Below are 26,316 nucleotides of genomic sequence, written 5' to 3' on the forward strand. Positions count from 1 at the left end.
TTGTTATGTTCTGCCCAGCACGTCGGCGGCGTCGCGGGCGACGAAGTGGCCCGGCCCAACCTGCTGCAATGGCGGGCTGGCGATCTCCTCGCCCCGCTTATAAATATTGCCCGGGACGTCATCAGACAGCAGGACCCGCTGCGGATGACGGTAGGCCGGGTCGGCCACCGGTACGGCAGCCATGAGCTTACGGGTATAGGGGTGCTGCGGGTTTTCAAACACTGCGCGGCGCGGGCCGATTTCGACAATCCGGCCGCGATACATCACCGCCACGCGGTGGCTGATGCGCTCCACCACCGCCATATCATGGGAAATAAACAGAAACGCGATGCCCATCTCGCGCTGCAGGTCGAGCATCAGATTGATAATCTGCGCACGAATGGAGACATCCAGGGCCGACACCGACTCATCGGCAATCACCACCTTCGGATTCAGTGCCAGCGCGCGGGCAATGCAGATCCGCTGCCGCTGGCCGCCGGAAAAGGCGTGGGGGTAGCGCCAGGCATGCTCCGGCTGCAGCCCCACGCGCTTCAGCAGCCAGGCGACCCGCTCGCGCGCCGCCTCCCTGTCCAGCAGGCCATGCACCCGCAGCGGCTCCATAATCGAATCGCCGACCGTCTGGCGCGGATCGAGCGAGGCGTAAGGATCCTGAAAAATAAACTGAATATTGCGCCGCAGGGACTGCAGCTTGCTGCCGGAGAGGGTATCGATCCGCTGACCGTCGAAGGTAATGGTGCCACCCTGAGTCTCAACCAGCCTCAGCAGCGCCCGGCCGGTGGTCGACTTGCCGCAGCCGGACTCCCCCACCAGAGAGAGGGTCTCTCCCGGCCAGAGATCAAAACTCACCTTCTCCACCGCATGCACTTCGCGCGTCACGCGATTGAGCAGCCCGCCGCGCACCGGAAAACGGGCCACCAGATCGCGCACCTGCAGAATCGGCTCCCCCGCCACCACCGTGTCTGGCGTTTCTGTCTCCGCCAGCGGCTGCCCCGGCAGCGGAAAGCGGCGCGGCAGATCCCGACCGCGCATCTCACCCAGCCGGGGGACCGCCGCCAGCAGGGACTGCGTATAAGGGTGCTGCGGTGAACGGAAAATCTCCTCGACGCTGCCGGTCTCCACCGCCTCGCCGCGATACATGACCAGCACCCGATCGGCGATATCGGCCACCACCCCCATGTCATGGGTGATAAAGATTACCCCCATCGCCATCTCCTTTTGCAGGACGGCGATAAGTTGCAAAATTTGCGCCTGGATGGTGACATCCAGCGCCGTGGTCGGCTCGTCGGCAATCAGCACCGCCGGCCGACAGGAGAGCGCCATGGCGATCATCACCCGCTGGCGCATGCCGCCGGAGAGCTGGTGCGGATAGCGTGAGAGCATCTCTTCCGCCTGGGGAATACGCACCTGGTCGAGCATCTTTTTTGCCGCGCGCAGCGCCTCTTCGCGCCCCAGCCCCTGGTGCAGACGCAGGGATTCAGCGATCTGCTCGCCGATGGTGAACACCGGGTTCAGCGAAGTCATCGGCTCCTGAAAAATCATCGCCAGGTCCGCGCCGCGTACCCGGCGCATTTCGGCCTCCGATTGCTCATTGAGCGCGATCACCTGCCGGTTGCGCCGTCGCAGCCACAGCCCCTCGCTGCTCACCTCGCTGCTGGCGGCGTCAAGCAGACGCATCAGCGCCAGAGCGGTGACCGATTTTCCCGAACCAGACTCCCCGACAATCGCCAGCGTCTCGCCGCGGCGCAGGCTGAAGGAAAGCTGACGCACGGCCTGCACCTCTGGCGCATCCTGCTGGCGAAACGCCACGTTCAGGTTGCGCACCACCAGTACTTCGCAGGTATCCGTTTCGTGAGTTTGCGGCACTCTCCCTCTCCCTTGTTCTATTCGCGATAAATGCCAATGGTCGGCGTATCGCCGGCATAGCACCAGGCGCGGTACATGCCTTCGCTGTTAAACGGTAAAACGACGTTGCCTTCGCGATCGACGGCAATCAGTCCGCCGCTGCCGCCGAGGGCCGGCAGCTTCTCCATCACCACCCGCTCGCAGGCAGAATAGAGACTGAGCTGACCGTACTCCATCAGGGCGGCGATATCGTAGGCCGCCAGAGTACGCATAAAGACTTCGCCGGTGCCGGTGCAGGAGACCGCCACGCTGGCGTTGTTGGCGTAGCACCCCGCGCCCGGCAGCGGGCTGTCGCCAACGCGTCCGGGCAGTTTGTTGGTCATGCCGCCGGTGGAGGTCGCCGCCGCCAGATTGCCGGCCAGATCGAGCGCCACCGCCCCGACGGTGCCCATTTTCTGGCGTTCGTCGAGCGGAGCGGCATGGTGGTCAAGGATGATCTCCCCACCCGCTTTCGCCTCCTGCAGCTGCAGCAGGCGCTCGGGGGTGGAAAAGAGATCGTTATCGACGCGCGCCATTCCGTGGGAGAAGGCGAAATTTTCCGCCCCCTCACCGATCAGCAGCACGTGCGGGCTCTTCTCCAGCACCAGACGCGCCGCCAGCACCGGATTACGTAAATGTTTGACCCCGGCCACCGCCCCCGCCTGCAGGCTGTAGCCGTCCATCACGCAGGCGTCCAGTTCGTGGGTTTGATCGTGGGTAAATACCGAGCCGATCCCGGCGTTAAACAGCGGACACTCCTCCAGCAGACGGACGGCCTCGGTCACGGCATCCAGCGCACTGGCGCCCGCAGCCAACATTTTCTGTCCGCTTTCGACGATAGCCGACAGCGCCGCCACGTACTCCCGCTCCCGCTCCGGCGTCATCTGCGCGCGAGAAATCGCCCCTGCGCCGCCGTGAATTGCTATAACCGCCTTGCCCATTTCGCCAGTCCTTAACGATGAAGTGGATAGCCCCCGCCCTGTCGTAGCGCGTCGCGGCGCCGGTCACGTCAGGAATAAGGGTATTGATATCATTATATTGCTGAATGTCTTATACAATTTTTGAATATAGAAAGAGCGGCGGGCGATGTAAAGCCTCGTACCCAGGTGGCATACAGCCCGCGCCGCTTTTCTGCCATAATAGGCGTTTTCGCCGTTTTGCCCGCAGGAGTGACCCATGGATTTTACCGCCGGACTGATGCCGCTCGACACAGCCCTCACCCAGATGCTCGATCGTATTACGCCGCTGAGCGCCACGGAAACTGTACCGCTGTTGCAGGCCTTCGCGCGCGTTACCGCCCATGACATTATCTCCCCGCTGGATGTCCCCGGCTTTGATAACGCGGCGATGGATGGCTATGCCGTCCGGTTGAGCGACCTTCGCGACGGCGCGGCCCTGCCGGTCGCCGGGAAGGCCTTCGCCGGCCAGCCGTTTCACGACGCCTGGCCCACCGGCACCTGTATCCGCATTATGACCGGCGCGCCGGTGCCTGCAGGCTGCGACGCGGTAGTCATGCAGGAAGAGACTGAACAGACCGACGCCGGCGTGCGCTTTACCGCGCCGGTGAAAGCCGGGCAGCATATTCGCCGCCGCGGAGAAGATATCGCCCATGGCGCGGTGGTCTTCCCGGCGGGAACGCCGCTGACGGTAGCCGAGCTGCCGGTGCTGGCCTCGCTGGGCATTGCCGACGTCGAGGTGGTGCGCAAGATTCGCGTCGCGGTCTTCTCGACCGGCGATGAGCTGCAGCTGCCGGGTCAACCGCTCGGCGACGGCCAGATTTACGATACCAACCGCCTGGCGGTGCATCTGATGCTCGAACAGCTGGGCTGCGAGGTCATTAATCTCGGCATTATTCCTGACGATCCGGCGCAACTGCGTGAGGCCTTTATCGCCGCCGACCAGCAGGCCGACGTGGTCATCAGCTCCGGGGGCGTCTCGGTGGGCGAAGCCGACTACACCAAAACCATTCTTGAAGAGCTGGGGGAGATCGGCTTCTGGAAGCTGGCGATCAAGCCGGGCAAACCCTTCGCCTTCGGCAAGCTCAGCAGCAGCTGGTTCTGCGGCCTGCCGGGCAACCCGGTTTCCGCCACCGTCACCTTCTGTCAGCTGGTGCAGCCGCTGCTGGCGAAGCTCTCGGGCAAGTACGGCCCGCTTCAGGCAACCCGCCTGCGGGTACGCGCCGCCACACGACTGAAAAAGTCGCCGGGCCGCCTCGATTTTCAACGCGGTATTCTGCAGCGCAACCCGGACGGCGAGCTGGTGGTGACCACCACCGGCCATCAGGGCTCGCACATTTTCAGCTCTTTCAGCCTCGGCAACTGCTTTATCGTGCTGGAGCGCGAGCGCGGCCACGTTGAAGCGGGCGAATGGGTCGAGGTCGAACCGTTCAGCCATCTGTTTGGGGGGCTGTAATGGCCGTGGAGCTGAGCGATGAAGAGATGCTGCGCTATAACCGGCAGATTGTTTTGCGCGGTTTTGATTTTGACGGCCAGGAGCGGCTAAAGGCCGCTCGGGTGCTGGTGGTCGGCCTCGGCGGGCTTGGCTGCGCCGCCGCGCAGTATCTGGCCGCCGCCGGGGTGGGGCAGCTCACCCTGCTCGATTTCGACACCGTCTCGCTCTCCAATCTGCAGCGCCAGACGCTGCACAGCGATGCCACCCTCGGCCAGCCTAAGGTGGATTCCGCCCGCGAGGCGCTGGCGCGCATTAATCCGCACGTTCATCTGGTGCCGCTCAATGCCTTACTGGACGAACCGGCGCTGGCGGCGCAGATTGCCGGGCACGATCTGGTGCTCGACTGCACCGACAACGTCGCCATCCGTAACCAGCTCAACGCCGGCTGCTTCCGCCACCAAACCCCGCTGATTTCCGGGGCGGCGATCCGCATGGAGGGGCAGATCAGCGTCTTCACCTATCAGCAGGGCGAACCCTGCTACCGCTGCCTGAGCCGCCTGTTTGGCGAAAATGCCCTCACCTGCGTCGAAGCCGGCGTGATGGCCCCGCTGGTGGGCACTATCGGTTCCCTGCAGGCGATGGAAGCCATTAAGCTGCTGACCGGCTACGGCACGCCCGCCAGCGGAAAAATCGTGATGTACGACGCCATGACCTGCCAGTTTCGTGAAATGAAGCTGATGCGCCACCCGCAGTGCGAGGTATGCGGCTCGTACTAACCCCCCTACCGGCGACGAGAGTCGCCGGTGGTTTTGTGACCGCTCTCGTTATTTTCTCCCCTCTGACTTATCCCCATCCCGCTTGTTGATTTGCGTCAATATAACTTTCATTCGAAAGTGTTTTTATATTCATACGCAAAAAAAGAGGGTAAACCATGATCTTCAATATCCAGCGCTATTCCACCCATGACGGCCCAGGGATCCGCACCGTCGTCTTCCTGAAAGGCTGCTCGCTGGGCTGCCGCTGGTGCCAGAATCCGGAGAGCCGCGCCCGCAGCGAAGACCTGCTGTATGACCCGCGCCTGTGCCTTGCCGGCTGCGAGCTGTGCCAGCAGGCGGCGCCGGCGGTTATCACCCGCACCCTCGATGGCCTGATCATTCACCGGCAACACGTTAACGACAGCCATATCGCCGCGCTGCGCGACTGCTGCCCCACCACCGCGCTCACGGTGTGCGGCGAAGAGAAGAGCGTCGAGGAGATCATGGCGACGGTGCTGCGCGATAAACCCTTTTACGATCGCAGCGGCGGCGGCATCACCCTTTCCGGCGGCGAACCCTTTATGAATCCGGGCCTGGCGCGGGCGCTGTTCGAGGCCAGCCATCAGGCAGGGATCCATACTGCTGTGGAAACCTGCCTGCACGTCCCCTGGAAATACATTGAACCGGCTTTACCCTTCGTCGACCTGTTTCTCGCCGACCTGAAGCATGTCGACGAGGCCGTTTTCCGGCAGTGGACCGACGGCAGCGCCCGCCGGGTGCTGGACAACCTGCAGCGTCTGGCGCAGGCGGGGAAAAACATGATCATTCGCGTGCCGTTAATCCAGGGATTCAACGCCAGCGAAGCCGACATCACCGCCATCACTGATTTTGCCGCCGACCGCCTGCGGGTCAGCGAAATCCATTTCCTGCCCTACCACACGCTGGGAATGAATAAATACCAGTTACTCAGTCAGCCCTACACCGCACCGGATAAACCGCTGGATGCTCCCGAGCTGCTCGCCTTTGCGCAGGATTATGCGTGGAGCAAGGGGCTAACGGCGATCTTACGAGGATAACCCTATGACTACCCTGAAACTCAACACCCTCAGCGCCCGCATCCAGGCCCATAAAATGGCGCTGGTGCATATCGTCAAGCCACCGGTCTGTACCGAACGCGCCCGCCACTACACCGAGATGTATCAGCAGCATCTTGATAAGCCAATCCCGGTGCGTCGTGCCCTGGCGCTGGCGCATCACCTTGCCGAGCGCACCATCTGGATCAAGCACGATGAGCTGATCGTCGGCAACCAGGCCAGCGAAGTGCGCGCCGCGCCGATCTTCCCGGAATACACCGTCAGCTGGATCGAGAAAGAGATCGACGATCTCGCCGACCGCCCCGGCGCCGGCTTCGCGGTCAGCGAAGAGAACAAGCGCGTGCTGCATGAAGTGTGCCCGTGGTGGCGCGGCCAGACCGTACAGGACCGCTGCTACGGCATGTTTACCGATGAGCAGAAAGCGCTGCTCGCCACCGGCATTATTAAGGCAGAGGGCAATATGACCTCCGGCGACGCCCACCTGGCGGTCAACTACCCGCTGCTGCTGGAGAAAGGCCTGGACGGCCTGCGTGTAAAAGTCGCCGAACGCCGGTCGCGCATCAATCTGACGGTGCTGGAAGACCTGCACGGCGAACAGTTCCTGAAAGCGATTGATATTGTGCTGGCGGCGGTCAGCGACCACAGCAAACGCTTCGCCGCGCTGGCGCGCGAGATGGCGACGGCAGAATCCCGTGACGCACGCCGCGAGGAGCTGCTGACGATTGCCGAAAACTGCGACATCATCGCCCATGAGCCGCCGAAGACCTTCTGGCAGGCGCTGCAGCTGTGCTACTTCATTCAGTTGATCCTGCAGATTGAATCCAATGGCCACTCGGTCTCGTTTGGCCGCATGGACCAGTACCTCTATCCGTACTACCGCCGCGACGTTGAGCTGCAGCAATCGTTGGATCGCGAACAGGCCATTGAGCTGCTGCACAGCTGCTGGCTGAAGCTGCTGGAGGTTAACAAGATCCGCTCCGGCTCGCACTCCAAGGCCTCGGCTGGCAGCCCGCTGTACCAGAACGTCACCATCGGCGGCCAGAACCTGGTGGATGGCCAGCCCCAGGACGCGGTCAACCCGCTGTCGTATGCCATCCTGGAATCCTGCGGTCGTCTGCGTTCCACCCAGCCGAACCTCAGCGTGCGCTACCACGCCGGAATGAGCAACGACTTCCTCGACGCCTGCGTCCAGGTGATCCGCTGCGGCTTCGGTATGCCGGCGTTTAATAACGACGAAATCGTGATCCCGGAATTTATCAAGCTGGGTATTGAGCCGCAGGACGCCTACGATTATGCGGCCATCGGCTGTATCGAAACCGCGGTCGGCGGCAAATGGGGCTATCGCTGCACCGGCATGAGCTTTATCAACTTCGCGCGGGTGATGCTGGCGACGCTGGAAGGCGGCCGCGATGCCACCAGCGGCCAGGTGTTTCTGCCGCAGGAGCACGCCCTGTCGAAAGGCAACTTCGCTAACTTCGACGAGGTACTGGCCGACTGGGACCGCCAGATCCGCTACTACACCCGTAAGTCGATTGAGATTGAGTACGTGGTCGATACCATGCTGGAAGAGAACGTCCACGATATTCTCTGTTCGGCGCTGGTGGACGACTGCATCGAACGGGCGAAGAGTATCAAGCAAGGCGGCGCGAAATATGACTGGGTGTCCGGTCTGCAGGTGGGCATCGCCAACCTCGGCAACAGCCTGGCGGCGGTGAAAAAGCTGGTCTTCGATCAGGGCGTTATCGGCCAGCAGGAACTGGCGAAGGCGCTGGCGGAAGATTTCGACGGCCTGACCCACGAGCAGCTGCGCCAGCGGTTGATCAACGGCGCGCCGAAGTACGGTAACGATGATGACAGCGTGGACACGTTGCTGGCGCGGGCCTACCAGACCTATATCGACGAGCTGAAGCAGTATCACAACCCGCGCTATGGCCGCGGCCCGATCGGCGGCAACTATTACGCCGGCACGTCGTCTATCTCCGCCAACGTGCCGTTCGGCGCGCAGACCATGGCGACGCCGGATGGCCGTAAAGCGCACACCCCGCTGGCGGAAGGGGCCAGCCCGGCCTCCGGAACCGACCATCTGGGGCCGACGGCGGTCATCAGTTCGGTGGGTAAACTGCCCACCGGGGCGATCCTCGGCGGCGTGCTGCTTAATCAGAAGCTGAATCCGTCCACCCTGGAGAACGAGTCCGATAAGCAGAAGCTGATGGTGCTGCTGCGCACCTTCTTCGAGGTGCATAAAGGCTGGCATATCCAGTACAACATTGTCTCGCGCGACACGCTGCTGGAGGCGAAGAAACACCCCGACCAGTACCGCGATTTGGTGGTGCGCGTCGCCGGGTACTCGGCGTTCTTTACCGCCCTGTCGCCGGATACCCAGGACGATATCATCGCCCGTACCGAGCATACGCTGTAACCCCTCAGGCCCGCTGGCGCGACGCTTAGCGGGCCTTCCCTGTCCTGCAGGCCGGGAAAGGCAACGCCGCCTCCCGGCATTTTCTGAATGCATGAACTTTCATTCGAAATAAATTTGTGCTCCCCATCACATTGTAATTAGAATGTTACTGGTCGAAGTTAAGCCAGGAGCACCCCCTTATGACCGTTAAAGTTATCGTCACCGATATGGACGGAACTTTTCTCAATGACGCCAAAACCTACGATCGCGCACGGTTTCTGGCGCAATTCGCCCAGCTGCAGCAGCGCGGCATTGAATTCGTTGTCGCCAGCGGCAACCAGTACTATCAGCTGATCTCCTTCTTCCCGGAGATCCGCGAGCAGATCTCATTCGTCGCCGAAAACGGCGCACTGGTCTTTGCGCATGGTAAGCAGCTGTTCCACGGCGAACTGACCCACCACGAATCGCAGGTGGTGATTGGCGAACTACTCAAAGATCCGCAGCTGAACTTCGTCGCCTGCGGCCTGCAGAGCGCTTACGTCAGCGATAACGCCCCGGATGCCTTCGTCGACCTGATGTCAAAGCACTACCACCGTCTGCAGCGGGTAAGCGACTATCACGCCATCGACGATACGCTGTTCAAATTCTCTCTGAACCTGCCGGACAGTGAGATCCCGCAGCTGATCGATAAACTGCACGTGTCGCTCGACGGCATTATGAAGCCGGTCACCAGCGGCTTTGGCTTTGTCGATTTGATTATTCCCGGCCTGCATAAAGCCAACGGCATCAGCCGCCTGCTCAAGCGCTGGAACCTGTCGCCGCAGCAGTGCGTGGCCATCGGCGACAGCGGCAACGACGCCGAAATGCTGAAGCTGGTGAAATACGCTTTCGCCATGGGTAACGCCGCCGACAGCATTAAGGCTATCGCCGGATACGCGACCGACGATAATAACCATGACGGCGCGCTGAACGTCATTCAGGCCGTCCTCGATAACAGCGCTCCCTTCAACGATTGACCTCTCTCCGGGGCTGCGCGCCCCGGCTTGTCCATTTTGTGCGCCGCAGCAAGATTTTAAACTTGCATTAACTCCATTTTAACTTAAATTAACGTTTGTAAGATTTAATACTTTCGAATGAAAGATACAGCGAGGTTATTATGGCTGCTCTCCCGACCCACGAAACACTCCCCGCCGACCACAAAGCGGCGATTCGCCAGATGAAGCAGGCGCTGCGGGCGCAAATCGGCGACGTCCAGGCGGTGTTCGATAAGCTCTCAGCGCGCATCAGCGAGCGCCTGCAGGAAATTGAGACGCTGAAAGCCGCAGGCCAGGAGGTCTGGCCAACCATTCCGTTCCGCGATATCGCCGAGGGAACCGTGAGCGATGCCCAGCGCGCGGCCATTAAGCGTCGGGGCTGCGCGGTGATCAAAGGCCACTTTCCGCGCGAACAGGCGCTGGCCTGGGATACCGCGATGCTGGAATATCTGGATCTGAACCATTTCGACGAGGTCTACAAAGGGCCAGGCGACAGCTTCTTCGGTACGCTGGAGGCTTCGCGGCCGGAAATCTATCCCATCTACTGGTCGCCCTCGCAAATGCAGGCCCGCCAGAGCGATGAAATGGCGGCGGCGCAGTCCTTCCTCAACCGCCTGTGGCGCTTTGAGCAGGACGGCAAGCGCTGGTTCGATCCGGACGTCAGCGTCATTTACCCTGACCGCATTCGCCGCCGTCCGCCGGGAACCACCTCGAAGGGGCTGGGCGCGCATACCGATTCCGGTGCGCTGGAGCGCTGGCTGCTCCCCGCCTACCAGCAGGTCTTCGCCAACGTGTTTAACGGTCATGTCGACGCTTACGATCCGTGGGACGCCGCGCACCGTACGGAAGTGGAAGAGTACACCGTCGACAACACCACCAAATGCTCAGTGTTCCGCACTTTCCAGGGCTGGACCGCGCTGTCGGACATGATCCCGGGTCAGGGGCTACTGCACGTGGTGCCGATCCCCGAGGCGATGGCTTATGTTCTACTGCGCCCACTGCTTGACGATGTGCCGGAAGATGAGCTGTGCGGCGTCGCGCCGGGCAGAGTACTGCCGATCTCTAAGCAGTGGCACCCGCTGCTGATCAAAGCCCTCAGTTCGATTCCGGCGCTGAACGCTGGCGATTCCGTCTGGTGGCACTGCGACGTCATTCACTCGGTGGCGCCGGTGGAAAATCAGCAGGGCTGGGGCAATGTGATGTACATTCCGGCAGCGCCGATGTGCGAAAAGAACCTCGCCTACGCGCAGAAAGTGAAAATTGCTCTGGAAAAAGGGGCCTCGCCGGGGGATTTCCCGCGCGAGGACTATGAGGCCAGCTGGCAGGGGCGCTTCACTCTGGAAGATCTGAACATCCACGGCAAGCGGGCGCTGGGTATCCCGGTTTAATCGTCATACAGCCCCTGCGGCTCCACGGCGGTATGGCCTTTGCCCGGCCGGATCCGCCGTACCGAATCGCGCACCACCAGCGTGCCGTGCAGCAGCAGCGAACCGTGCGGCGCCTCCGGGCGCAGCAGGCGCTGCTGCAGGAGATGCACCGCCTCGCTGCCCAGTTCATCCCGCGGCACATGCACCGCGGTCAGCGGCACCTCCTGGATCGCCGCCAGATTAAACCCGTCGATGCTCATCACCGAGACATCCTGCGGCACCCGCAGGCCGCGCTTTTGCAATGCGCTGACCGTGCCGGCGGCCATGAAATCGCCGCCCACCAGGAAGGCGGTGGGCAACGGCCTGCCCTGTAAGCCATCAAGCCAGGCCCCCACCTGCTCTTCGGTCTCTCTGGCGCTAAAGTTGGCGACGCTGATGAGATCCCGGCTGGCGGTAAAGCGCAAATTGCGCGCGCGCCACGCCTCCTCGATCCCCCCCAGCCGCAGCTCCATGGTATAGCGGCGCAAACACATGACGTTCATCACCACCCGATGCCCCATATCAAACAGATAGCGGGCGGCGCACTGGCCAATCAAACGATGATCGGGGGCAATGGACGGCAACCGCATCCCTTCATCCCGACAGTTGATCAAGACGCAGGGTTTACCCAGATCCGCCGCCAGGCCATGAATATGCGGATCGTCGATCCCCAGCAGCACCGCGGCCTGGGTTTCCGCTTCGTTCATGCGGGCAAGAAACAGATTGGCGTCGCTGTCGTTTTCGTCCAGCGCGCAGTAGCGCAGGCGCACTTCATGCGCCGCCAGCGCGTTATTGATGCTCTGGATCACCCGGTAGTAGAAGATATCCGACCGCTCATCGAAGGCGCGCTGCGGGGCAAACACCAGCAGATTATTGAGCAGCAGACGCCCGGCGGCCAGCCCCTGCATGACCCCCAGCTCGCGGGCGCACTCCAGCACCGCCCGGCGCGCCTTGTCGCTGGTATTCGCCTTTCCGGCCAGGACGCGCGAAACGGTACTGGCCGACAGCCCAGTGCGGGCGGCGATTTCGGCGACGCGCAGCTTTTTATCCATTTTGTGATCCAGCTCCGATTGGAAAATGAAAGAATTTTCATAATCGCCAAAGCGCTCCCTGTAAGCAAATGACAGAGCAAAATTTGAGATCCCGGTCATTTCATGAAAAAACTTGCATAAATAGCACTTTGCCCGCCGTTTTTTCTCCCTTAGCCTGAATTGGTCCAACATCTCCCATACTAGTTATACCAATGATGTTGAGATAAAAAAATAGACTATTCAAATAGTTAATAACACGACGTGGCCACTCAAGGATTGAGGTCGTCACTTTCCCCCTACTAACGTCATGTGGAGTGTGCTATGAGTCAAGGCCTCAACAATGATATCGCGGTCAGCAAAACGCGCCGGGTGGTAAAAAACCTGCGCTGGTGGGTGCTGGTCCTGTTTTTACTTGGCATCACCGTCAACTACATCACACGCAACTCGCTGGGGATTATCGCCCCGGAACTGAAAGCGACGCTCGGCATTACCACCGAACAATATTCCTGGATCGTCGGCGCGTTTCAGCTGGCTTACACGATTTTCCAGCCGCTCTGCGGCTGGCTTATCGACGTCATCGGCCTGAAGCTCGGGTTTATGATCTGCGCCACCTTGTGGGCGCTGGCCTGTATCGCCCACGCCGGGGCCGGCAGCTGGCTGCACCTGGCGATATTGCGCTTCTTTATGGGCGGGGCCGAGGCGGCCGCCACCCCGGCCAACGCCAAAACCATCGGCGAGTGGTTTCCGAAGTCTGAACGGCCAATCGCCGCCGGCTGGGCTGGCGTCGGGTTCTCTATCGGCGCAATGCTCGCCCCGCCGATTATCTACTTCGCCCACGCTTCCTTCGGCTGGCAGGGGGCGTTTATGTTTACCGGCGCGCTGGCCCTGCTGTGGGTGGTGCTGTGGTGGGCCTTCTATCAGAACCCGGAAAAGCACCCCAACCTCAGCAAAAGCGAGCTGGAGTACATCAAGCAGGATAACGAAGCGCCGCCGGTGAAACAGCCCTTCTTTACCGCACTCAAAACCGTCTCGAAGAATAAACGTTTCTACGGGATCGCCATTCCCGCGTTTATGGCCGAGCCCGCCTGGGCGGTGCTGAGCTTCTGGGTACCGCTGTACCTGGCCAAAGAGCACGGCATGGATCTCAAGCAGATCGCCATGTTCGCCTGGCTGCCTTTCCTCGCCGCCGACCTCGGCAGCGTGGTCAGCGGCTACCTCACCCGCCTGTACGTTCGCTGGTTCGGCTGTACGCGAGTCAACTCAGTGATCGCCAGCTCGGTGACCGGCGCATTTCTGATGATCTCCCTGGCCCTCGTCGCTATCACCCGCGATCCCTATATCACCATCGTCCTGATCTCCATTGGCGGCTTCGGACATCAGATCATCTCCTGCATGCTCAGCGCGCTGGTGGTGGAGTCGTTCGACAAGGGACAAATGGCGACGGTAAACGGTATGCGCGGATCCGCGGCGTGGATCGCCAGCTTCCTGTTTTCGTTATTAATCGGGGTGACCGCCGACAAAATTGGCTTCAACCCGCTGTTCATCGCCATGGGGTTCTTTGACCTGATTGGCGCCGTTTTCCTGGTGGCATTTATTGCTGAACGTCGCGCTAAACGCGCCTGAGAGTGGATGTAAGATATGAAAACGTTGAAACACTGGAGTTTACATCAACAGCTGGAGCATCACGTTGAACTGACGGTCGATGGCCAGCACACCCTGTGCCTGTACGTACTGGAAGAGAATTTATTCCGCGTGCTGCTGAAACGCCAGGGCCAGCTGGCGCTGGATCGCACCTGGAGTATCGCTCCGCAGCAGGATGTGCCGTGGGAAGGCCGCGCCCGGGATGACCTCAGCGGTTTTAGTCTCCCGGCCTGGCAGCTGACACAGGAGGCCGATACGCTGACCATCGCCACCCGCCAGCTGCGCGTCACCGTCCATCAGCCGCTGTGGCTGGAGTGGAGCTATCGCGACGACGCCGGGGAATGGCAGCAGCTTGCTAACGACCGCCCCACCAGCGCCTATCTGGCCAATGCCCACGGCGACGGCGTCGCCCACTATCTGAGCCGCCGGAAAGACGAGCGTTTCTATGGTCTGGGCGAAAAGGCCGGCGATCTGCAGCGCACCGGTAAGCGTTATGAGATGCGCAACCTCGACGCCATGGGCTACAACGCCGCCAGCACCGACCCGCTGTATAAACATATTCCGTTCACCATCACCCAGCGCAGCGACGTCAGCTATGGTCTGTTTTACGACAACCTGAGCAGCTGCTGGCTGGATTTGGGTAACGAAATCGACAACTACCACACCGCCTACCGCCGCTGGCAGGCGGAAGCCGGCGATATCGATTACTACCTGTTCACCGGTAAACAGGTGCTGGATGTCACCAAAGCCTTTGTACGTCTGACCGGTAAAACCCTGTTCGGGCCAAAATGGAGCCTCGGCTACAGCGGCTCGACCATGCACTACACCGACGCGCCGGATGCGCAAAATCAGCTGATGAACTTCATCCGCCTGTGCGATGAGCACGCTATTCCGTGCGATTCGTTCCAGCTCTCATCCGGCTATACCTCGATTAACGGCAAGCGCTACGTCTTTAACTGGAACTACGACAAGGTGCCGCAGCCGAAAGTGATGAGCCAGTCGTTCCATGATGCCGGGCTGAAGCTGGCCGCCAATATCAAACCCTGCCTGCTGCAGGATCATCCGCGCTATGGCGAAGTGGCGGAGCGCGGTCTTTTTATTCGCGATTCGCAAACCGACGCGCCGGAGCGCTCCAGCTTCTGGGACGATGAAGGATCGCACCTCGACTTCACCAATCCGCAAACCGTGGCCTGGTGGCAGGAAGGGGTCACCAGCCAGCTGCTGGAGATGGGCATTGATTCGACCTGGAACGATAATAACGAGTATGAGGTGTGGGACGGCGAAGCGCGCTGCTACGGCTTTGGCCGCGAAATCGCCATCAAGCATATTCGCCCGGTGATGCCGCTGCTGATGATGCGCGCCTCGATGGAAGCCCAGCAGCGCTTTGCGCCGGAAAAGCGCCCGTATCTCATCTCTCGCTCCGGCTGCGCCGGTATGCAGCGCTACGTCCAGACCTGGAGCGGCGATAACCGCACCAACTGGGATACGCTGCGCTATAACATCCGCATGGGGCTGGGCATGAGCCTTTCCGGGCTGTTTAACGTCGGTCACGACGTCGGCGGTTTCTCCGGCGATAAACCGGAGCCGGAGCTGTTTGTGCGCTGGGTACAAAACGGCGTGATGCACCCGCGCTTTACCATTCACTCATGGAATGACGACCAGACGGTCAACGAAGCCTGGATGTATCCGGCCGTTACCCCGGCCATTCGTTCCGCGATTGAGCTGCGCTACCGCCTGCTGCCCTATCTGTATACCCTGCTGTGGCAGGCGCATGCTGACGACGAACCGATGCTGCGCCCGACCTTCCTCGATCATCAACACGACGCGCAGACCTTCGCCGAATGCGATGACTTCCTGCTGGGGCGCGACCTGCTGGTGGCCAGCGTGGTCGAGCCTGGCGCCCGTCAGCGTGAGGTGTGGCTGCCGGATAATCAGGCCGGCTGGTATGATTTCTACAGCCACCAATGGTTCGCCGGCGGCCAGTGGGTCACCCTCGACGCGCCGCTGGAAAAGCTGCCGCTGCTGGTGCGCGCCGGGGCCGGTCTGCCGCTCAGCGAGCGCATCCGTCATGTTGCTGCGCAACAGGACGATCGTCGCGAACTGCAGCTGTTCCCGCTGAAAGGCGTCGGGACCTCTTCGGGTCTGCTGTTTGAGGATGACGGCGAAAGCTGGGGCTATAAACAGGGCGATGCGCTATGGCTGGAGTGGGAAATGGCGTGCGACAGCAGCACCATCAACCTGAAGGTCAACGCCCGCGGCAACTATCGCCCGGCGTGGAAAGCGCTGAAGCTGTCATTACCGGCAGGAGAAAAACGCAAACTGCTGGTGAATGGCGTTGAAGGAACGGAGTGGAGGCGCTAAGCGATATGCCGGGCGGCGGCTTACGCCTTGCCCGGCCTGGATTTAATGATGTTCCCGGATTGCGCTACCCTAATCCGGGCTACAAACGGGTGGCCTCAAAATCCACGGTGGCGCTACCGCTTACCGGGGCTACAGCACTGTGCGGTTTGGTAGCCCCGGTAACGGACAGTTCCAGTAACCATGGGTACAAGATAGGGCTCTTAAGCTCACAATAGCACCGACCGTAGGCCGGATAAGGCGCAGCCGCCATCCGGCGCGAAAGTGGCTCTTTACCCGCGGTTATTGCCCGGTGGCGCTACGCTTGCACGGGCCTACAGATCCCATGCCAGGCGTAGCCCGGGTAAGGCATAGCCGCTACCCGGGTAACGAAGAGGGATTACTCGATACCTTTGCTGCGCAGGTAGTCTTCGTAGTTGCCGCTGAAGTCGATCACCCGTTCCGGGGTAATCTCCAGCACGCGGGTGGCCAGCGAGCTGACGAACTCACGGTCGTGGGAGACGAATATCAGGGTACCCTGATACATCTCCAGCGCCATGTTCAGCGATTCGATGGATTCCATATCCAGGTGGTTGGTCGGTTCGTCCATGATCAGGATGTTTGGCTTCTGCATCATCAGTTTACCAAACAGCATCCGCCCCTTCTCACCACCGGACAGTACTTTCGCCGGCTTCTTGATGTCATCCTGGCTAAACAGCAGTCGACCAAGGATACTGCGCACCGCCTGCTCGTCGTCGCCTTCCTGTTTCCACTGGCTCATCCACTCGAAGACCGTCAGGTCGTTTTCGAACTCGTATTCATGATCCTGCGCGTAGTAGCCAAGTTGCGCGTTTTCAGACCATTTCACGGTGCCGTTATCGGGCTGCAGTTCGCCCACCAGGGTTTTCAGCATCGTGGATTTACCCACGCCGTTGGCGCCCAGAATGGCAATCTTCTCGCCCACTTCCAGCAGCAGGTTGACGTTTTTGAACAGCGGACCTTCTTCAAAGCCTTTGGTGAGGGCTTCCACTTCCAGCGCGTTACGGAACAGTTTCTTGTCCTGCTCGAAGCGGATAAACGGGTTCTGACGGCTGGAGGCTTTAACCTCTTCCAGCTTGATCTTGTCAATCTGACGCGCGCGCGAGGTGGCCTGACGCGATTTAGAGGCGTTGGCGCTGAAGCGGCTAACGAAGGACTGCAGGTCGGCAATCTGCGCTTTTTTCTTGGCGTTGTCCGCCAGCAGACGCTCACGCGCCTGGGTGGCCGCCGTCATGTATTCGTCGTAGTTGCCCGGATAGACGCGCAGCTCGCCGTAGTCCAGATCCGCCATGTGCGTACAGACCATGTTCAGGAAGTGACGGTCGTGCGAGATGATAATCATCGTGCTGTCGCGGTCGTTCAGCGTCTGCTCCAGCCAGCGAATGGTGTCGATGTCCAGGTTGTTGGTCGGTTCGTCGAGCAACAGAATGTCCGGGTTAGAGAACAGCGCCTGCGCCAGCAGGACGCGCAGCTTCCAGCCCGGGGCGACTTCGCTCATCGGGCCGTAATGTTGTTCAACCGGAATGCCCACGCCCAGCAGCAGTTCGCCCGCGCGCGCTTCAGCAGAGTAGCCGTCCATTTCGCCATATTTAACTTCCAGGTCGGCCACTTTATAGCCATCTTCTTCGCTCATCTCAGCGAGGGCGTAGATGCGATCGCGCTCCTGCTTCACTTCCCACAGCTCGCTGTGGCCCATGATCACCGTATCCAGCACGGTGAACGCTTCAAAGGCGAACTGATCCTGACGCAGCTTACCGATGCGCTCGTTCGGGTCGAGAGAAACGTTGCCCAGCGTCGGTTCGAGATCGCCGCCGAGGATCTTCATAAAGGTCGATTTACCGCTGCCGTTGGCGCCGATCAGACCATAACGGTTGCCGCCGCCAAATTTAACGGAGATATTTTCGAACAGCGGCTTACTGCCAAACTGCATGGTAACGTTGCTGGATACTAGCACGGGGATATCCTGAAAAAAGAGTATGAGGGGTGTGATACAGCAGACATTATGCCAGTAAATGACGCACTTTTCACGGTCTGCGGTAAATTCCGCCGCGGCGCTTGTGCTATGGTCTTTGTCAGATGCGCCAGAGACCTGCGCGCAAACCGTTATTCTGTACGTGATGATGAGGAGTCCCATGACCACCAGCCTACCGCGACATCCGGCCTTTTTATCCCTGCAGGGCGGCATCAATTTTCGCGACCTGGGCGGCCAGCGCACCGCCGACGGACGCCGGGTACGCAGCGGCAAGCTGCTGCGCTCCGGCGCGCTAAACCGGCTAACGGCTGAGGATCTCAACCACCTGGATACCCTGCCGCTCAGCCGGGTGCTCGACTACCGCGACCCCGGTGAAGTGCAGCGCACCCCGGACAAACTGAGCCCGCTCACCCACTATCTCAACGCGCCGGCCAATCCGCCGCTCGGCGAGGTCAATGCGAAGGTCACCGAGCTGAATGCCGCCACCCTTAATGCGCTGAACGGCGAGCAGTTTATGCTGCAACTCTATCGCCAGCTGCCGTTTAACAACCCGGCCTATCGCCAGCTCGCCGCGTGGCTGACGACCCCTTTCGACGGCGCCTTGCTGCAACACTGCGCGGTCGGTAAAGATCGCACCGGCGTCGGCTGCGCGTTAACCCTGTTCGCCGCCGGATGCGACAGCGAGACGGTGATGGAGGAGTATCTCCTCACCCATGGCATGCTGACGCAGGTGGAGGCCTGGATGCTGGAGATGCTCGGCAACGACCTGACGGCCCAGGGGCGCCAGAGCCTGGCGGACATCCTGACGGTGAAAGAGTCCTATCTCGCCGCCGCGCTGTCGGCCATTCAGCAGCGCTATGGCAATGTCGACGCCTGGCTGGCGGAAGAGTATCAGCTCACCGCCCCGGCCCGCGTCGCGCTGCAGGCCCGGCTGCTGGAAGACTAACCCCTGTCGCCCCCAACGCCAGGGCGCGGCAGCCGAGGCGACAGGGAAAAAAATGTGATTTCGTACACATCTGATTTACCTGTTCAGCGGAATGCACATATAATGCGCTCCCATCTACTGTCTCAATCATTAACAAAGGCCTGTGTGGCGTTGATTTCGCACACGACATTAAAAACTATGAAATTATCTACACTCTTAGCGGCAGCCTTCGCCATCGTAGGCTTTTGCAATACAGCGTCTGCTGTCACCTATCCTTTGCCAACCGATGGCAGCCGTTTGGTTGGTCAGAACCAGGTCATCACCATTCCGGATGATAACAAGCAGCCGCTGGAATACTTCGCGGCCAAATATCAGATGGGGCTTTCCAACATGCTGGAAGCCAACCCGGGGGTGGATACCTATCTGCCGAAGGGCGGTAGCGTCCTGAACATCCCTCAGCAGCTGATCCTGCCGGATACCGTGCATGAAGGGATCATCATCAACAGCGCGGAAATGCGTCTGTACTACTACCCGAAAGGCACCAATACCGTGATCGTTCTGCCGATCGGCATCGGCCAGTTGGGTAAAGATACGCCAATCAACTGGACCACCAAAGTCGAACGTAAGAAGGCCGGTCCGACCTGGACGCCGACCGCCAAGATGCATGCGGAATACGCTGCCGCCGGCAACCCGCTGCCTGCCGTCGTACCGGCCGGTCCGGATAACCCGATGGGTCTGTACGCGCTGTATATCGGCCGCCTGTACGCCATCCACGGTACCAACGCTAACTTCGGTATCGGCCTGCGCGTGAGCCACGGCTGCGTGCGTCTGCGCAACGATGACATCAAATTCCTGTTTGAGAACGTGCCGGTCGGCACCCGCGTGCAGTTTATCGATGAGCCGGTAAAAGCCACCACCGAGCCGGACGGCAGCCGTTACATCGAGGTTCATAACCCGCTGTCGACCACCGAAGCCCAGTTCCAGGGCGGCGAGATCGTGCCGATCACCCTGACTCAGCCGGTACAGGCGATCACCAGCCAGTCTGATGTCGATCAGAGCGTGGTTGAGCAGGCTATCCAGAACCGCTCCGGTATGCCGGTGCGTCTGAACTAAGTCTGCATGACAAGAAAAACGGCGGGCATCAGGCCCGCCGTTTTTTTATCTGTATTGTCCCTGGCTGCGGCTGGCTAAACCTGACAACACCGTGGCCCTGCTGAGCGCTGCGCCGGCAGGGTCCCCGGTCTAGCCGTTATTCACCAGAATAATCCCGCCGTGGTCGTAGCGATAGTGGCAGTGGGCGTACTCCAGCGGCGTGCCGTCTTCCAGATAGATAACCTGTTCCACCTCCAGCACCGGATCGGTGGCCTCGCAGTGAAGATGCTGTTTATCCAGTTCGTCCGGCTTCATCGCCCGCACCACGCGGTAAGATCCCATCAGCTTCAGCCCCAGCGTCTCCTGCACGTAGCGAAACACCGACCCCTCCAGATGGCTTTTGGTTAACCCCGGCACCAGCCCCACCGGCATGACCGTCAAATCCAGCGACACCGGCTCGCCGTTGAGCAGCCGCAGGCGGACAAAGCCATACACCGGGGCATCGGCGTCGATCAGCAGCGAACTCTGCTCCTTGTCAGTGGGAAAACGCACCTCGAAGCGCACCACTTCGCTTTGCACCTCGCCAAGATGTTCCCAGGTTTTGGTGGCGCCGGAATAGTCGCTGCCGGGCAGCTCCCACTGCGACAGCTGAAGGAAATTTTTCCGCACAAAGGTGCCCTGCCCTTTGCGAGTATAGATAAGCCCTTCGACGATTAACTGGCGCATCGCCTGCTGGATGGTCATCCGGCTGGTGTTGAACTCCGCCGCCAGCGCAAACTGGTCGGGTAGCGGCGCGCTGGCAGGATACTGCTGGCTGATGATGCGTTTTTTTATTTCCCGCGCAATTTGCAGATACTTCGCCGTCATTCCCGGTCCTTTTACATTCAGTGAGTGACTGGCGGGCAGCATACTTGACCTGACCGCCAGAACATCGTTACGTCACGTCGCCGTTGCTGTGGATCACCTGCTTCAGCCACGCATAGCTCTTCTTCGGCACCCGCCGCAGATCCTTGAGGTCATGGTTCTCGCGATTGACGTAGACCACGCCGTAGCGCTTACGCATATCACCCTGCGAGCTCAGGATATCGATTAATCCCCAACCGAGATAGCCGATCACCTGCGCCCCATCCTCAAACATGGCCGCTTTCATGGCGTTGATATGGTCGCGATGGTAGGCGATGCGGTAATCGTCGGCAACCGGATGTTCACCGTCCCACGACTCAATCACCCCGATGCCGTTTTCAATCGGGAACACCGGCAGGCGCCAGTCGTTATAATAACGGGTGATGATGGTCCGGAAGCCCAGCGGATCGATCTGCCAGTTCCATTCTGTCGCTTTCAGGAACGGGTTATCCTGATTGCCAAACAGCATATAGTTGTTAACCGCCGTTCCCGCCGGGATGGTGTCGCTGTTCAGCGTCCGGCTGGCGTAATAGCTGAACGCCAGATAATCGACCTTCACCGTCGCCATCAGCGCCAGATCCTCAGGACGATAGATATCATCGAACCCTTCAGCGGCGACAAAATGCATCACTTCCGGGCTGTAGCCCTCCCCGGCGTAAGCCCGCAGCAGGTTCTGGTTTAAAAACTCGTCCAGCTGCTGGGCGCACAGGATATCGCGCGGTTTGCAGGTCGCCGGATAAACCAGGGCGTGGGCCAGCATTCCGCCCATCAGACACTGCGGCTTCGTCTGATGCAGGTGATCGGTCAGATGGACGTGCGCCATCATCACATGATGCTGGATCAGGTACAGCTCGCGCAGGGTCTTCTCCCCCTGCAGGTAGCCGGAGATCAGAAACGCTTCCGGCGAATGGTACAGATTCTGTTCATTAAAGGTGAGCCAGTATTTCACCTTGTCGCCATAGCAGGCGATCATCTTCTGGCCATAGCGAATAAAGGCGTCCATCACCCGGCGGTCGGTGAATCCGTTGTAGCGCTCCGCCAGCGAGAGCGGCATATCGAAGTGGTACAGGCAGATCATCGGCTCGATGCCGCGGGCGATCAGTTCATCAATAAACTGATGGTAGAAGGTGATGCCCTCTTCATTAAATTCGCCGTCTCCCTCAGGACACACCCGGCTCCAGGCGATCTGAAAACGGTAGCAGTTCATGCCCAGATCCTGCATCAGATCGAAATCTTCCCGATAGCGATGATAGGAGTCGGTCGCTACCTTCCAGTCGGAAGCGAATTCCGCCGGTTGCCGGATATCGTACACCGACATCCCCTTGCCGCCCTCGTTCCACGCCCCCTCCGTCTGCATGCTGGAGACGGAATTACCCCATAAGAAATCTGCCGGTAGTCTGTTCTTCATCCTGCGCCTCGGTATATGACTAGTCATTTAAATTTCATGACTAGTCATATACCGAAAAGCGAACGGATGCGCAAAGCCAGGGATCGTTTTCTGTGAGCCGGGCAAAAAAAAGATCGCCCCGAGGGGCGATCCTGTCGAACGGCGTGGAGGGCGGCGTACCGCTGCGGAAATCAGGCGCAGAGTTTGAAGAGCCAATAGCCGGTAAGGGCCGCCCACAGCAGCATGGGAATGGAGTAGAGATGGAAACGCCACCAGATCCGCCGATCGCCTGCCATGCGCAGCGCGATGATATTGGCCAGCGAGCCCGGCAGCAGACCAAAGCCGCCCACGTTAACCGCCCAGGAGAGCAGGATCGAAGGCGGGACATAGTTGAGCAGCAGAATGGTCGAGGGCACATTGCTGATCACCTGCGACAGGCCGATGGCGGTCAGCCACAGTCCACCGCCGGAGAGCGTCCCGACCCCGCTCAGCACCTGGTGCAGCGCCGGAAGCTGGGTCAGCAGATGGACGTCGATAAACATCACCATAAACACCAGCAGTAGCGACCAGTCTACATGGACGATCACCGCCCGGGCCAGTATCAGGAAGCCCAGCAGCACCAGCGCCAGCCCCCACAGCGCCTGATTCATCTCCAGCGCGGTCAGGAACACCAGATACAATCCCAGACAGCTCCAGACCAGCTTTGGCTGCCACGATGGCGCCTTATCGCTACTCTGGTAGTTGAGCCGGTTTGCCGGGAAACAGAACCAGCACAGCGCCAGCAGGGTCAGCATCATTGCCGCCGCCAGCGGCAGCATCTGGCCGATGAATCCAGGGAAAGAGAGACCGGAGCGTCCCCACAGTAAGATATTCTGCGGGTTGCCGATCGGCGTCAGCAGCGACCCGGCGTTCACCGCCAGCGCTTCGAAAATAATCAGCCGGTTCACCGGGATGGCGCACCACTTCTTCAGCGTCAGGGTCAGGGGCACCACGATAAACAGCGCGACGTCGTTGGTGAGGAAGGTGGATAGCAGCGCCGCCGCCAGCACCATAAACATAGCCAGCTGGCGTTCGGTGACAAAGCGGCGGGCCATTTTACGCCCCAGCACGTCAAAATAACCGCTCAGTTCAATCCCCTTGGTCAACAGCATCAGGCCGCTGAGGGTGATGATAGTATGCCAGTCAATGGCCGCCGGCCAGCTTGCCGGGACAAACGGCACCATCACGCTGAGTACGCAGGCGATAATCAGCAGCAGATGGAGAAAACGGTCGCGCAGCAGCGACTGGACGAAGGGAAGAGTCATGCTTCCTGAGATCCCTGTGTTTGGGTAAATTTCAGGAACATCGCCAGCGTCTCCTCGCTCACGTGATGCTCCATTCCCTCCGCATCGCGGCGGGCAATCTCCGGGCTGACGCCGATAGCCAGCAGGAAGTTCTCCACGATTTGATGGCGCTCGCGGCTCTCCTGGGCCAGCTTCTCACCCTCCGCCGTTAAGAATATGCCGCGCCACGGGATCTGTTCGATAAGGCCGACACTGGCCAGCCGTTTGAGCATCTTGGCGACGGTGGGCTGCGAGACCCCCAGCCGGGCGGCCATATCCACCTGACGCGCCTCGCCCACCTCGCGGATGAGATCGGAAATCAGTTCAACATAGTCGTCAATCAGCTCGCGCCGATGCGCTTCCCGCACCTGGCGGAATCCTTCAACGTGCTCTTCAACATTTACCAACTGCGTCACTTTTTTTGTTATTGGCTTACCTGCGCGACGGTTCATTGTGCTTCCTCATTCGTGTGACGCGTCAAGCATCATATAAAAAGATCCACATTGTAATGGATTGCGCCAAGAGCACAAAAATTTAACGTTTTAGCCATAGCTATAAAATATAGCCTGTGCTATATCTGTATATAATGCAAACATCCATCAGGGAATGATGGAGCGAACAGGCAGGAGGAGAGCAGATGAACGAATTCAAGAGGTGCTTAAACGTGTTTAGTCATTCCCCCTTTAAAGTACGCTTAATGCTGCTCGGTATGCTGTGCGAGATGATCAACGGTAAACCGCAGCAGGACAAACCCCATTCCTGAGGCGGCGTCGCGGTACGCCGCTTCATTTTTCTGTCATCATCCGCCGCTAAACTGACCGGTTTATCCCGTTCCCCCCACCTTTTTTCAAGTTTTGTAAGCGCCCTCGCAAAACAATCTGTTATGTCTGGTTGACCTTACCATTTACAAGCCCTATCTTTGCACAGCCCTGCCACATTCGCGGCTCGCAGAGACCCTCTTCACGCACTGTCCAGCAGGTTTTACCCCTTGACGCCAGGGGATGCGCATGGCCTCTTTTTGATTGTTTACTATGAATGTCACCACCCTGAAAGATACGCTGGTCGCCCGCCGACTGGCACTGAACCCATGGACAGGATTCTACTTTTTACAATCGCTGTTGATTAACCTGGCGCTGGGCTATGAATTTAGCCTGCTCTATACCGTGGCATTTACCTGCGTGTTACATCTTCTGTGGCGCGCCTTTCCGCGCGTGCAGAAAGGGGTGGTCGGCGCCTATTCTCTGCTGGCGGCCCTCTACTACCCGTTTGGCCAGGCTTACGGCGCGCCCAACTTCAACACCCTGCTGGCGCTGCACGCCACCAACGTGGAAGAGTCCACGGAAATTCTCACTATCTTCCCGTGGTACAACTATCTGCTGGCGGTATTTATCTTCGCGCTGGGGATCATTGCGGTCCGCCGCAGGATCGTCGAGCAGACCCGCTGGGGAAAAATGGAGACCCTGGGCCTGCTGTTCAGCATCGGGATCTTCTTTCTCCAGCCGGTGCAAAATCTCGCCTGGGGCGGGGTATTCAAGGTAATCGATACCGGTTACCCGGCCTTCCGTTTTGTCAAAGACGTGGTGGTGAATAATAACGAGGTGCTGGACGAGCAGGCGCGGATGGCGCAGCTGGCCGGCATGAAAGACAGCTGGCACGTGCTGGCGGTGAAGCCGAAGTACCATCTCTATGTGGTGGTGATCGGTGAAAGCGCCCGCCGCGACGCCCTCGGCGCCTTCGGCGGCCACTGGGACAACACGCCGTTTGCCAGTTCGGTGAACGGGTATCTGTTTAACAACTACGTCGCCGCCAGCGGCTCGACGCAAAAATCCCTCGGCCTGACGCTTAACCGGGTGGTCGATGGCAAACCGCAGTTTCAGGATAACTTTGTCACCCTCGCCAATCGCGCCGGTTTCCAGACCTGGTGGTTCTCCAATCAGGGACAGATCGGCGAGTACGACACCGCTATCGCCAGTATCGCCAAACGGGCGGATGAAGTGCAGTTCCTGAAAAACGGCGATTTCGAAGCCAATAAAAACACCCAGGACGAGCAGTTACTCAAGTTGACCGAGCAGGTGCTCTCCACCCAGCGCACCCAGCCGCAGCTGATTGTTCTGCACCTGATGGGCTCGCACCCGCAGGCCTGCGACCGGACCAAAGGCAAATACACGGTTTTCGTCCAGTCGAAAGAGACCTCCTGCTATCTCTACAGCATGACGCAAACCGATACCCTGCTGGCTAAGCTCTACAGTCAGTTGCAAAATTCCGGCGCCACCTTTTCCCTGACCTACTTTTCCGATCATGGTCTGGCGTTCAAGGAGCGAGGCAAAGAGGTGCAGTATCTGGCGCACGACGATAAGTTCCAGCAGAACTTCCAGGTGCCGTTTATGGTGCTCTCCAGCGATGACAAAGCGCATAAAGTGATTAAGGCGCAGCGCTCGGCGAATGATTTCCTCAGCTTCTTCTCGCAATGGACCGGAATCAAGGCGGCGGAAATCGCCCCGCGCTATCGGTTTATCTCTGAGCAGAAGGCCGGCCCGGTGTATATCACCAACTTCCAGCTGCAGAAGGTAGACTATTCACACCTCGGCAGCGATGAGTTCACCATCAACTAAAACGACGCGTTCAGCGCCGGCCAACCGGCCGGGCTGGCGATCGCCAGGCAAAAAAAATCCGCCCCGGAAGGCGGATTTTTTATATCACCGGAGTGA

19 protein-coding genes and 1 pseudogene are annotated in these 26,316 nt (G+C 59.8%); 12 read left to right on the forward strand and 8 right to left on the reverse strand.

Annotation, left to right across the window (positions count from 1 at the left end):
• Positions 1-3 precede the first annotated feature (3 nt).
• The gene (gene gsiA / locus ABLU73_RS12660) at positions 4-1,863 is read right to left on the reverse strand and encodes a glutathione ABC transporter ATP-binding protein GsiA (protein ID WP_017900145.1); all 1,860 of its coding nucleotides are present in this window, start codon (positions 1,861-1,863) and stop codon (positions 4-6) included.
• Between the two features lie 17 nt (positions 1,864-1,880).
• Positions 1,881-2,822, reverse strand: coding sequence for a beta-aspartyl-peptidase (iaaA, locus tag ABLU73_RS12665; protein ID WP_023320035.1), 942 nt, complete (start codon positions 2,820-2,822; stop codon positions 1,881-1,883).
• 235 nt (positions 2,823-3,057) lie between these two features.
• Between iaaA and moeA the strand changes: the two genes are divergently transcribed.
• The 6 genes from moeA (at position 3,058) to ABLU73_RS12695 (ending at position 10,941) form a co-directional block, all read left to right on the forward strand.
• Complete coding sequence (moeA, locus tag ABLU73_RS12670) at positions 3,058-4,293, forward strand: molybdopterin molybdotransferase MoeA (protein WP_049115005.1); 1,236 nt, start codon at positions 3,058-3,060, stop codon at positions 4,291-4,293.
• Positions 4,293-5,048, forward strand: coding sequence for a molybdopterin-synthase adenylyltransferase MoeB (moeB, locus tag ABLU73_RS12675; protein WP_049115009.1), 756 nt, complete (start codon positions 4,293-4,295; stop codon positions 5,046-5,048). Before moeA ends, moeB begins: the two co-directional genes overlap by 1 nt.
• A gap of 155 nt (positions 5,049-5,203) precedes the next feature.
• Positions 5,204-6,103, forward strand: a complete 900-nt coding sequence (locus ABLU73_RS12680) for a glycyl-radical enzyme activating protein (protein ID WP_130971899.1) — start codon at positions 5,204-5,206, stop codon at positions 6,101-6,103.
• A gap of 4 nt (positions 6,104-6,107) precedes the next feature.
• Positions 6,108-8,540 (forward strand): formate C-acetyltransferase/glycerol dehydratase family glycyl radical enzyme, encoded by a 2,433-nt coding sequence (locus tag ABLU73_RS12685; RefSeq protein WP_264923459.1) that lies wholly within the window; start codon positions 6,108-6,110, stop codon positions 8,538-8,540.
• Between the two features lie 179 nt (positions 8,541-8,719).
• Positions 8,720-9,535 carry a Cof-type HAD-IIB family hydrolase gene (locus tag ABLU73_RS12690; protein ID WP_004886250.1) on the forward strand — a complete coding sequence of 272 codons (816 nt, stop codon included), beginning with the start codon at positions 8,720-8,722 and terminating at the stop codon, positions 9,533-9,535.
• Positions 9,536-9,675: 140 nt separating this feature from the next.
• Positions 9,676-10,941 carry a DUF1479 domain-containing protein gene (locus ABLU73_RS12695; RefSeq protein ID WP_136084596.1) on the forward strand — a complete coding sequence of 422 codons (1,266 nt, stop codon included), beginning with the start codon at positions 9,676-9,678 and terminating at the stop codon, positions 10,939-10,941.
• On the opposite strand, the gene ABLU73_RS12700 is transcribed toward ABLU73_RS12695, so the two are convergent.
• The gene (locus ABLU73_RS12700) at positions 10,938-12,011 is read right to left on the reverse strand and encodes a LacI family DNA-binding transcriptional regulator (RefSeq protein WP_004886244.1); all 1,074 of its coding nucleotides are present in this window, start codon (positions 12,009-12,011) and stop codon (positions 10,938-10,940) included. The two genes, ABLU73_RS12695 and ABLU73_RS12700, sit on opposite strands and share 4 nt — an antisense overlap.
• A gap of 300 nt (positions 12,012-12,311) precedes the next feature.
• Between ABLU73_RS12700 and ABLU73_RS12705 the strand changes: the two genes are divergently transcribed.
• Positions 12,312-13,613 (forward strand): MFS transporter, encoded by a 1,302-nt coding sequence (locus ABLU73_RS12705; protein WP_264923460.1) that lies wholly within the window; start codon positions 12,312-12,314, stop codon positions 13,611-13,613.
• Positions 13,614-13,628: 15 nt separating this feature from the next.
• Positions 13,629-15,992 (forward strand): glycoside hydrolase family 31 protein, encoded by a 2,364-nt coding sequence (locus ABLU73_RS12710; protein WP_146411496.1) that lies wholly within the window; start codon positions 13,629-13,631, stop codon positions 15,990-15,992.
• A gap of 376 nt (positions 15,993-16,368) precedes the next feature.
• Here ABLU73_RS12710 and ABLU73_RS12715 read toward each other — a convergent pair whose 3' ends face one another.
• Positions 16,369-17,961: an ABC-F family ATPase gene (locus ABLU73_RS12715; protein ID WP_004886235.1), complete on the reverse strand. Its 1,593-nt coding sequence runs from the start codon at positions 17,959-17,961 to the stop codon at positions 16,369-16,371.
• Between the two features lie 48 nt (positions 17,962-18,009).
• Between ABLU73_RS12715 and ABLU73_RS12720 the strand changes: the two are divergent.
• Positions 18,010-18,925, forward strand: a pseudogene (locus ABLU73_RS12720) (tyrosine-protein phosphatase).
• Positions 18,926-19,102: 177 nt separating this feature from the next.
• On the forward strand, positions 19,103-20,017 hold the full coding sequence (gene ldtB / locus ABLU73_RS12725; protein WP_004886230.1) for a L,D-transpeptidase: 915 nt from the start codon (positions 19,103-19,105) through the stop codon (positions 20,015-20,017).
• 129 nt (positions 20,018-20,146) lie between these two features.
• Here the strand turns inward: ldtB and ABLU73_RS12730 are convergent, their stop codons facing one another.
• From ABLU73_RS12730 to mntR, 4 genes are all read right to left on the reverse strand, one after another.
• Positions 20,147-20,863 (reverse strand): GntR family transcriptional regulator, encoded by a 717-nt coding sequence (locus tag ABLU73_RS12730; RefSeq protein WP_348850235.1) that lies wholly within the window; start codon positions 20,861-20,863, stop codon positions 20,147-20,149.
• A 67-nt stretch (positions 20,864-20,930) separates the two neighbouring features.
• Positions 20,931-22,307, reverse strand: coding sequence for a glycoside hydrolase family 1 protein (locus tag ABLU73_RS12735; protein ID WP_264923463.1), 1,377 nt, complete (start codon positions 22,305-22,307; stop codon positions 20,931-20,933).
• Positions 22,308-22,477: 170 nt separating this feature from the next.
• Positions 22,478-23,590: an anion transporter gene (locus ABLU73_RS12740; RefSeq protein WP_135729800.1), complete on the reverse strand. Its 1,113-nt coding sequence runs from the start codon at positions 23,588-23,590 to the stop codon at positions 22,478-22,480.
• On the reverse strand, positions 23,587-24,060 hold the full coding sequence (gene mntR / locus ABLU73_RS12745) for a manganese-binding transcriptional regulator MntR (RefSeq protein ID WP_004886216.1): 474 nt from the start codon (positions 24,058-24,060) through the stop codon (positions 23,587-23,589). Before mntR ends, ABLU73_RS12740 begins: the two co-directional genes overlap by 4 nt.
• Before the next feature lie 185 nt (positions 24,061-24,245).
• On the opposite strand from mntR, the gene mntS reads away from it, so the two are divergent.
• Both mntS and ABLU73_RS12755 read left to right on the forward strand, forming a co-directional pair.
• Positions 24,246-24,371, forward strand: a complete 126-nt coding sequence (gene mntS / locus ABLU73_RS12750) for a manganase accumulation protein MntS (protein WP_004886214.1) — start codon at positions 24,246-24,248, stop codon at positions 24,369-24,371.
• Between the two features lie 268 nt (positions 24,372-24,639).
• Complete coding sequence (locus tag ABLU73_RS12755; protein WP_004886211.1) at positions 24,640-26,220, forward strand: phosphoethanolamine transferase; 1,581 nt, start codon at positions 24,640-24,642, stop codon at positions 26,218-26,220.
• Positions 26,221-26,316: the final 96 nt, after the last annotated feature.

The organism is Klebsiella sp. GG_Kp175, assembly GCF_040062325.1.
In the GTDB taxonomy this organism is placed as follows: Bacteria; Pseudomonadota; Gammaproteobacteria; order Enterobacterales; family Enterobacteriaceae; genus Klebsiella; species Klebsiella quasipneumoniae.

Excerpts from the sequence above, each read along its gene's own strand:
- iaaA (WP_023320035.1), bottom strand. The coding sequence starts at position 2,822 with ATGGGCAAGGCGGTTATAGCAATTCACGGCGGCGCAGGGGCGATTTCT.
- moeA (WP_049115005.1), top strand. The coding sequence starts at position 3,058 with ATGGATTTTACCGCCGGACTGATGCCGCTCGACACAGCCCTCACCCAG.
- moeB (WP_049115009.1), top strand. The coding sequence starts at position 4,293 with ATGGCCGTGGAGCTGAGCGATGAAGAGATGCTGCGCTATAACCGGCAG.
- ABLU73_RS12680 (WP_130971899.1), top strand. The coding sequence starts at position 5,204 with ATGATCTTCAATATCCAGCGCTATTCCACCCATGACGGCCCAGGGATC.
- ABLU73_RS12685 (WP_264923459.1), top strand. The coding sequence starts at position 6,108 with ATGACTACCCTGAAACTCAACACCCTCAGCGCCCGCATCCAGGCCCAT.
- ABLU73_RS12690 (WP_004886250.1), top strand. The coding sequence starts at position 8,720 with ATGACCGTTAAAGTTATCGTCACCGATATGGACGGAACTTTTCTCAAT.
- ABLU73_RS12695 (WP_136084596.1), top strand. The coding sequence starts at position 9,676 with ATGGCTGCTCTCCCGACCCACGAAACACTCCCCGCCGACCACAAAGCG.
- ABLU73_RS12700 (WP_004886244.1), bottom strand. The coding sequence starts at position 12,011 with ATGGATAAAAAGCTGCGCGTCGCCGAAATCGCCGCCCGCACTGGGCTG.
- ABLU73_RS12705 (WP_264923460.1), top strand. The coding sequence starts at position 12,312 with ATGAGTCAAGGCCTCAACAATGATATCGCGGTCAGCAAAACGCGCCGG.
- ABLU73_RS12710 (WP_146411496.1), top strand. The coding sequence starts at position 13,629 with ATGAAAACGTTGAAACACTGGAGTTTACATCAACAGCTGGAGCATCAC.
- ldtB (WP_004886230.1), top strand. The coding sequence starts at position 19,103 with ATGAAATTATCTACACTCTTAGCGGCAGCCTTCGCCATCGTAGGCTTT.
- ABLU73_RS12730 (WP_348850235.1), bottom strand. The coding sequence starts at position 20,863 with ATGACGGCGAAGTATCTGCAAATTGCGCGGGAAATAAAAAAACGCATC.
- ABLU73_RS12735 (WP_264923463.1), bottom strand. The coding sequence starts at position 22,307 with ATGAAGAACAGACTACCGGCAGATTTCTTATGGGGTAATTCCGTCTCC.
- ABLU73_RS12740 (WP_135729800.1), bottom strand. The coding sequence starts at position 23,590 with ATGACTCTTCCCTTCGTCCAGTCGCTGCTGCGCGACCGTTTTCTCCAT.
- mntR (WP_004886216.1), bottom strand. The coding sequence starts at position 24,060 with ATGAACCGTCGCGCAGGTAAGCCAATAACAAAAAAAGTGACGCAGTTG.
- mntS (WP_004886214.1), top strand. The coding sequence starts at position 24,246 with ATGAACGAATTCAAGAGGTGCTTAAACGTGTTTAGTCATTCCCCCTTT.
- ABLU73_RS12755 (WP_004886211.1), top strand. The coding sequence starts at position 24,640 with ATGAATGTCACCACCCTGAAAGATACGCTGGTCGCCCGCCGACTGGCA.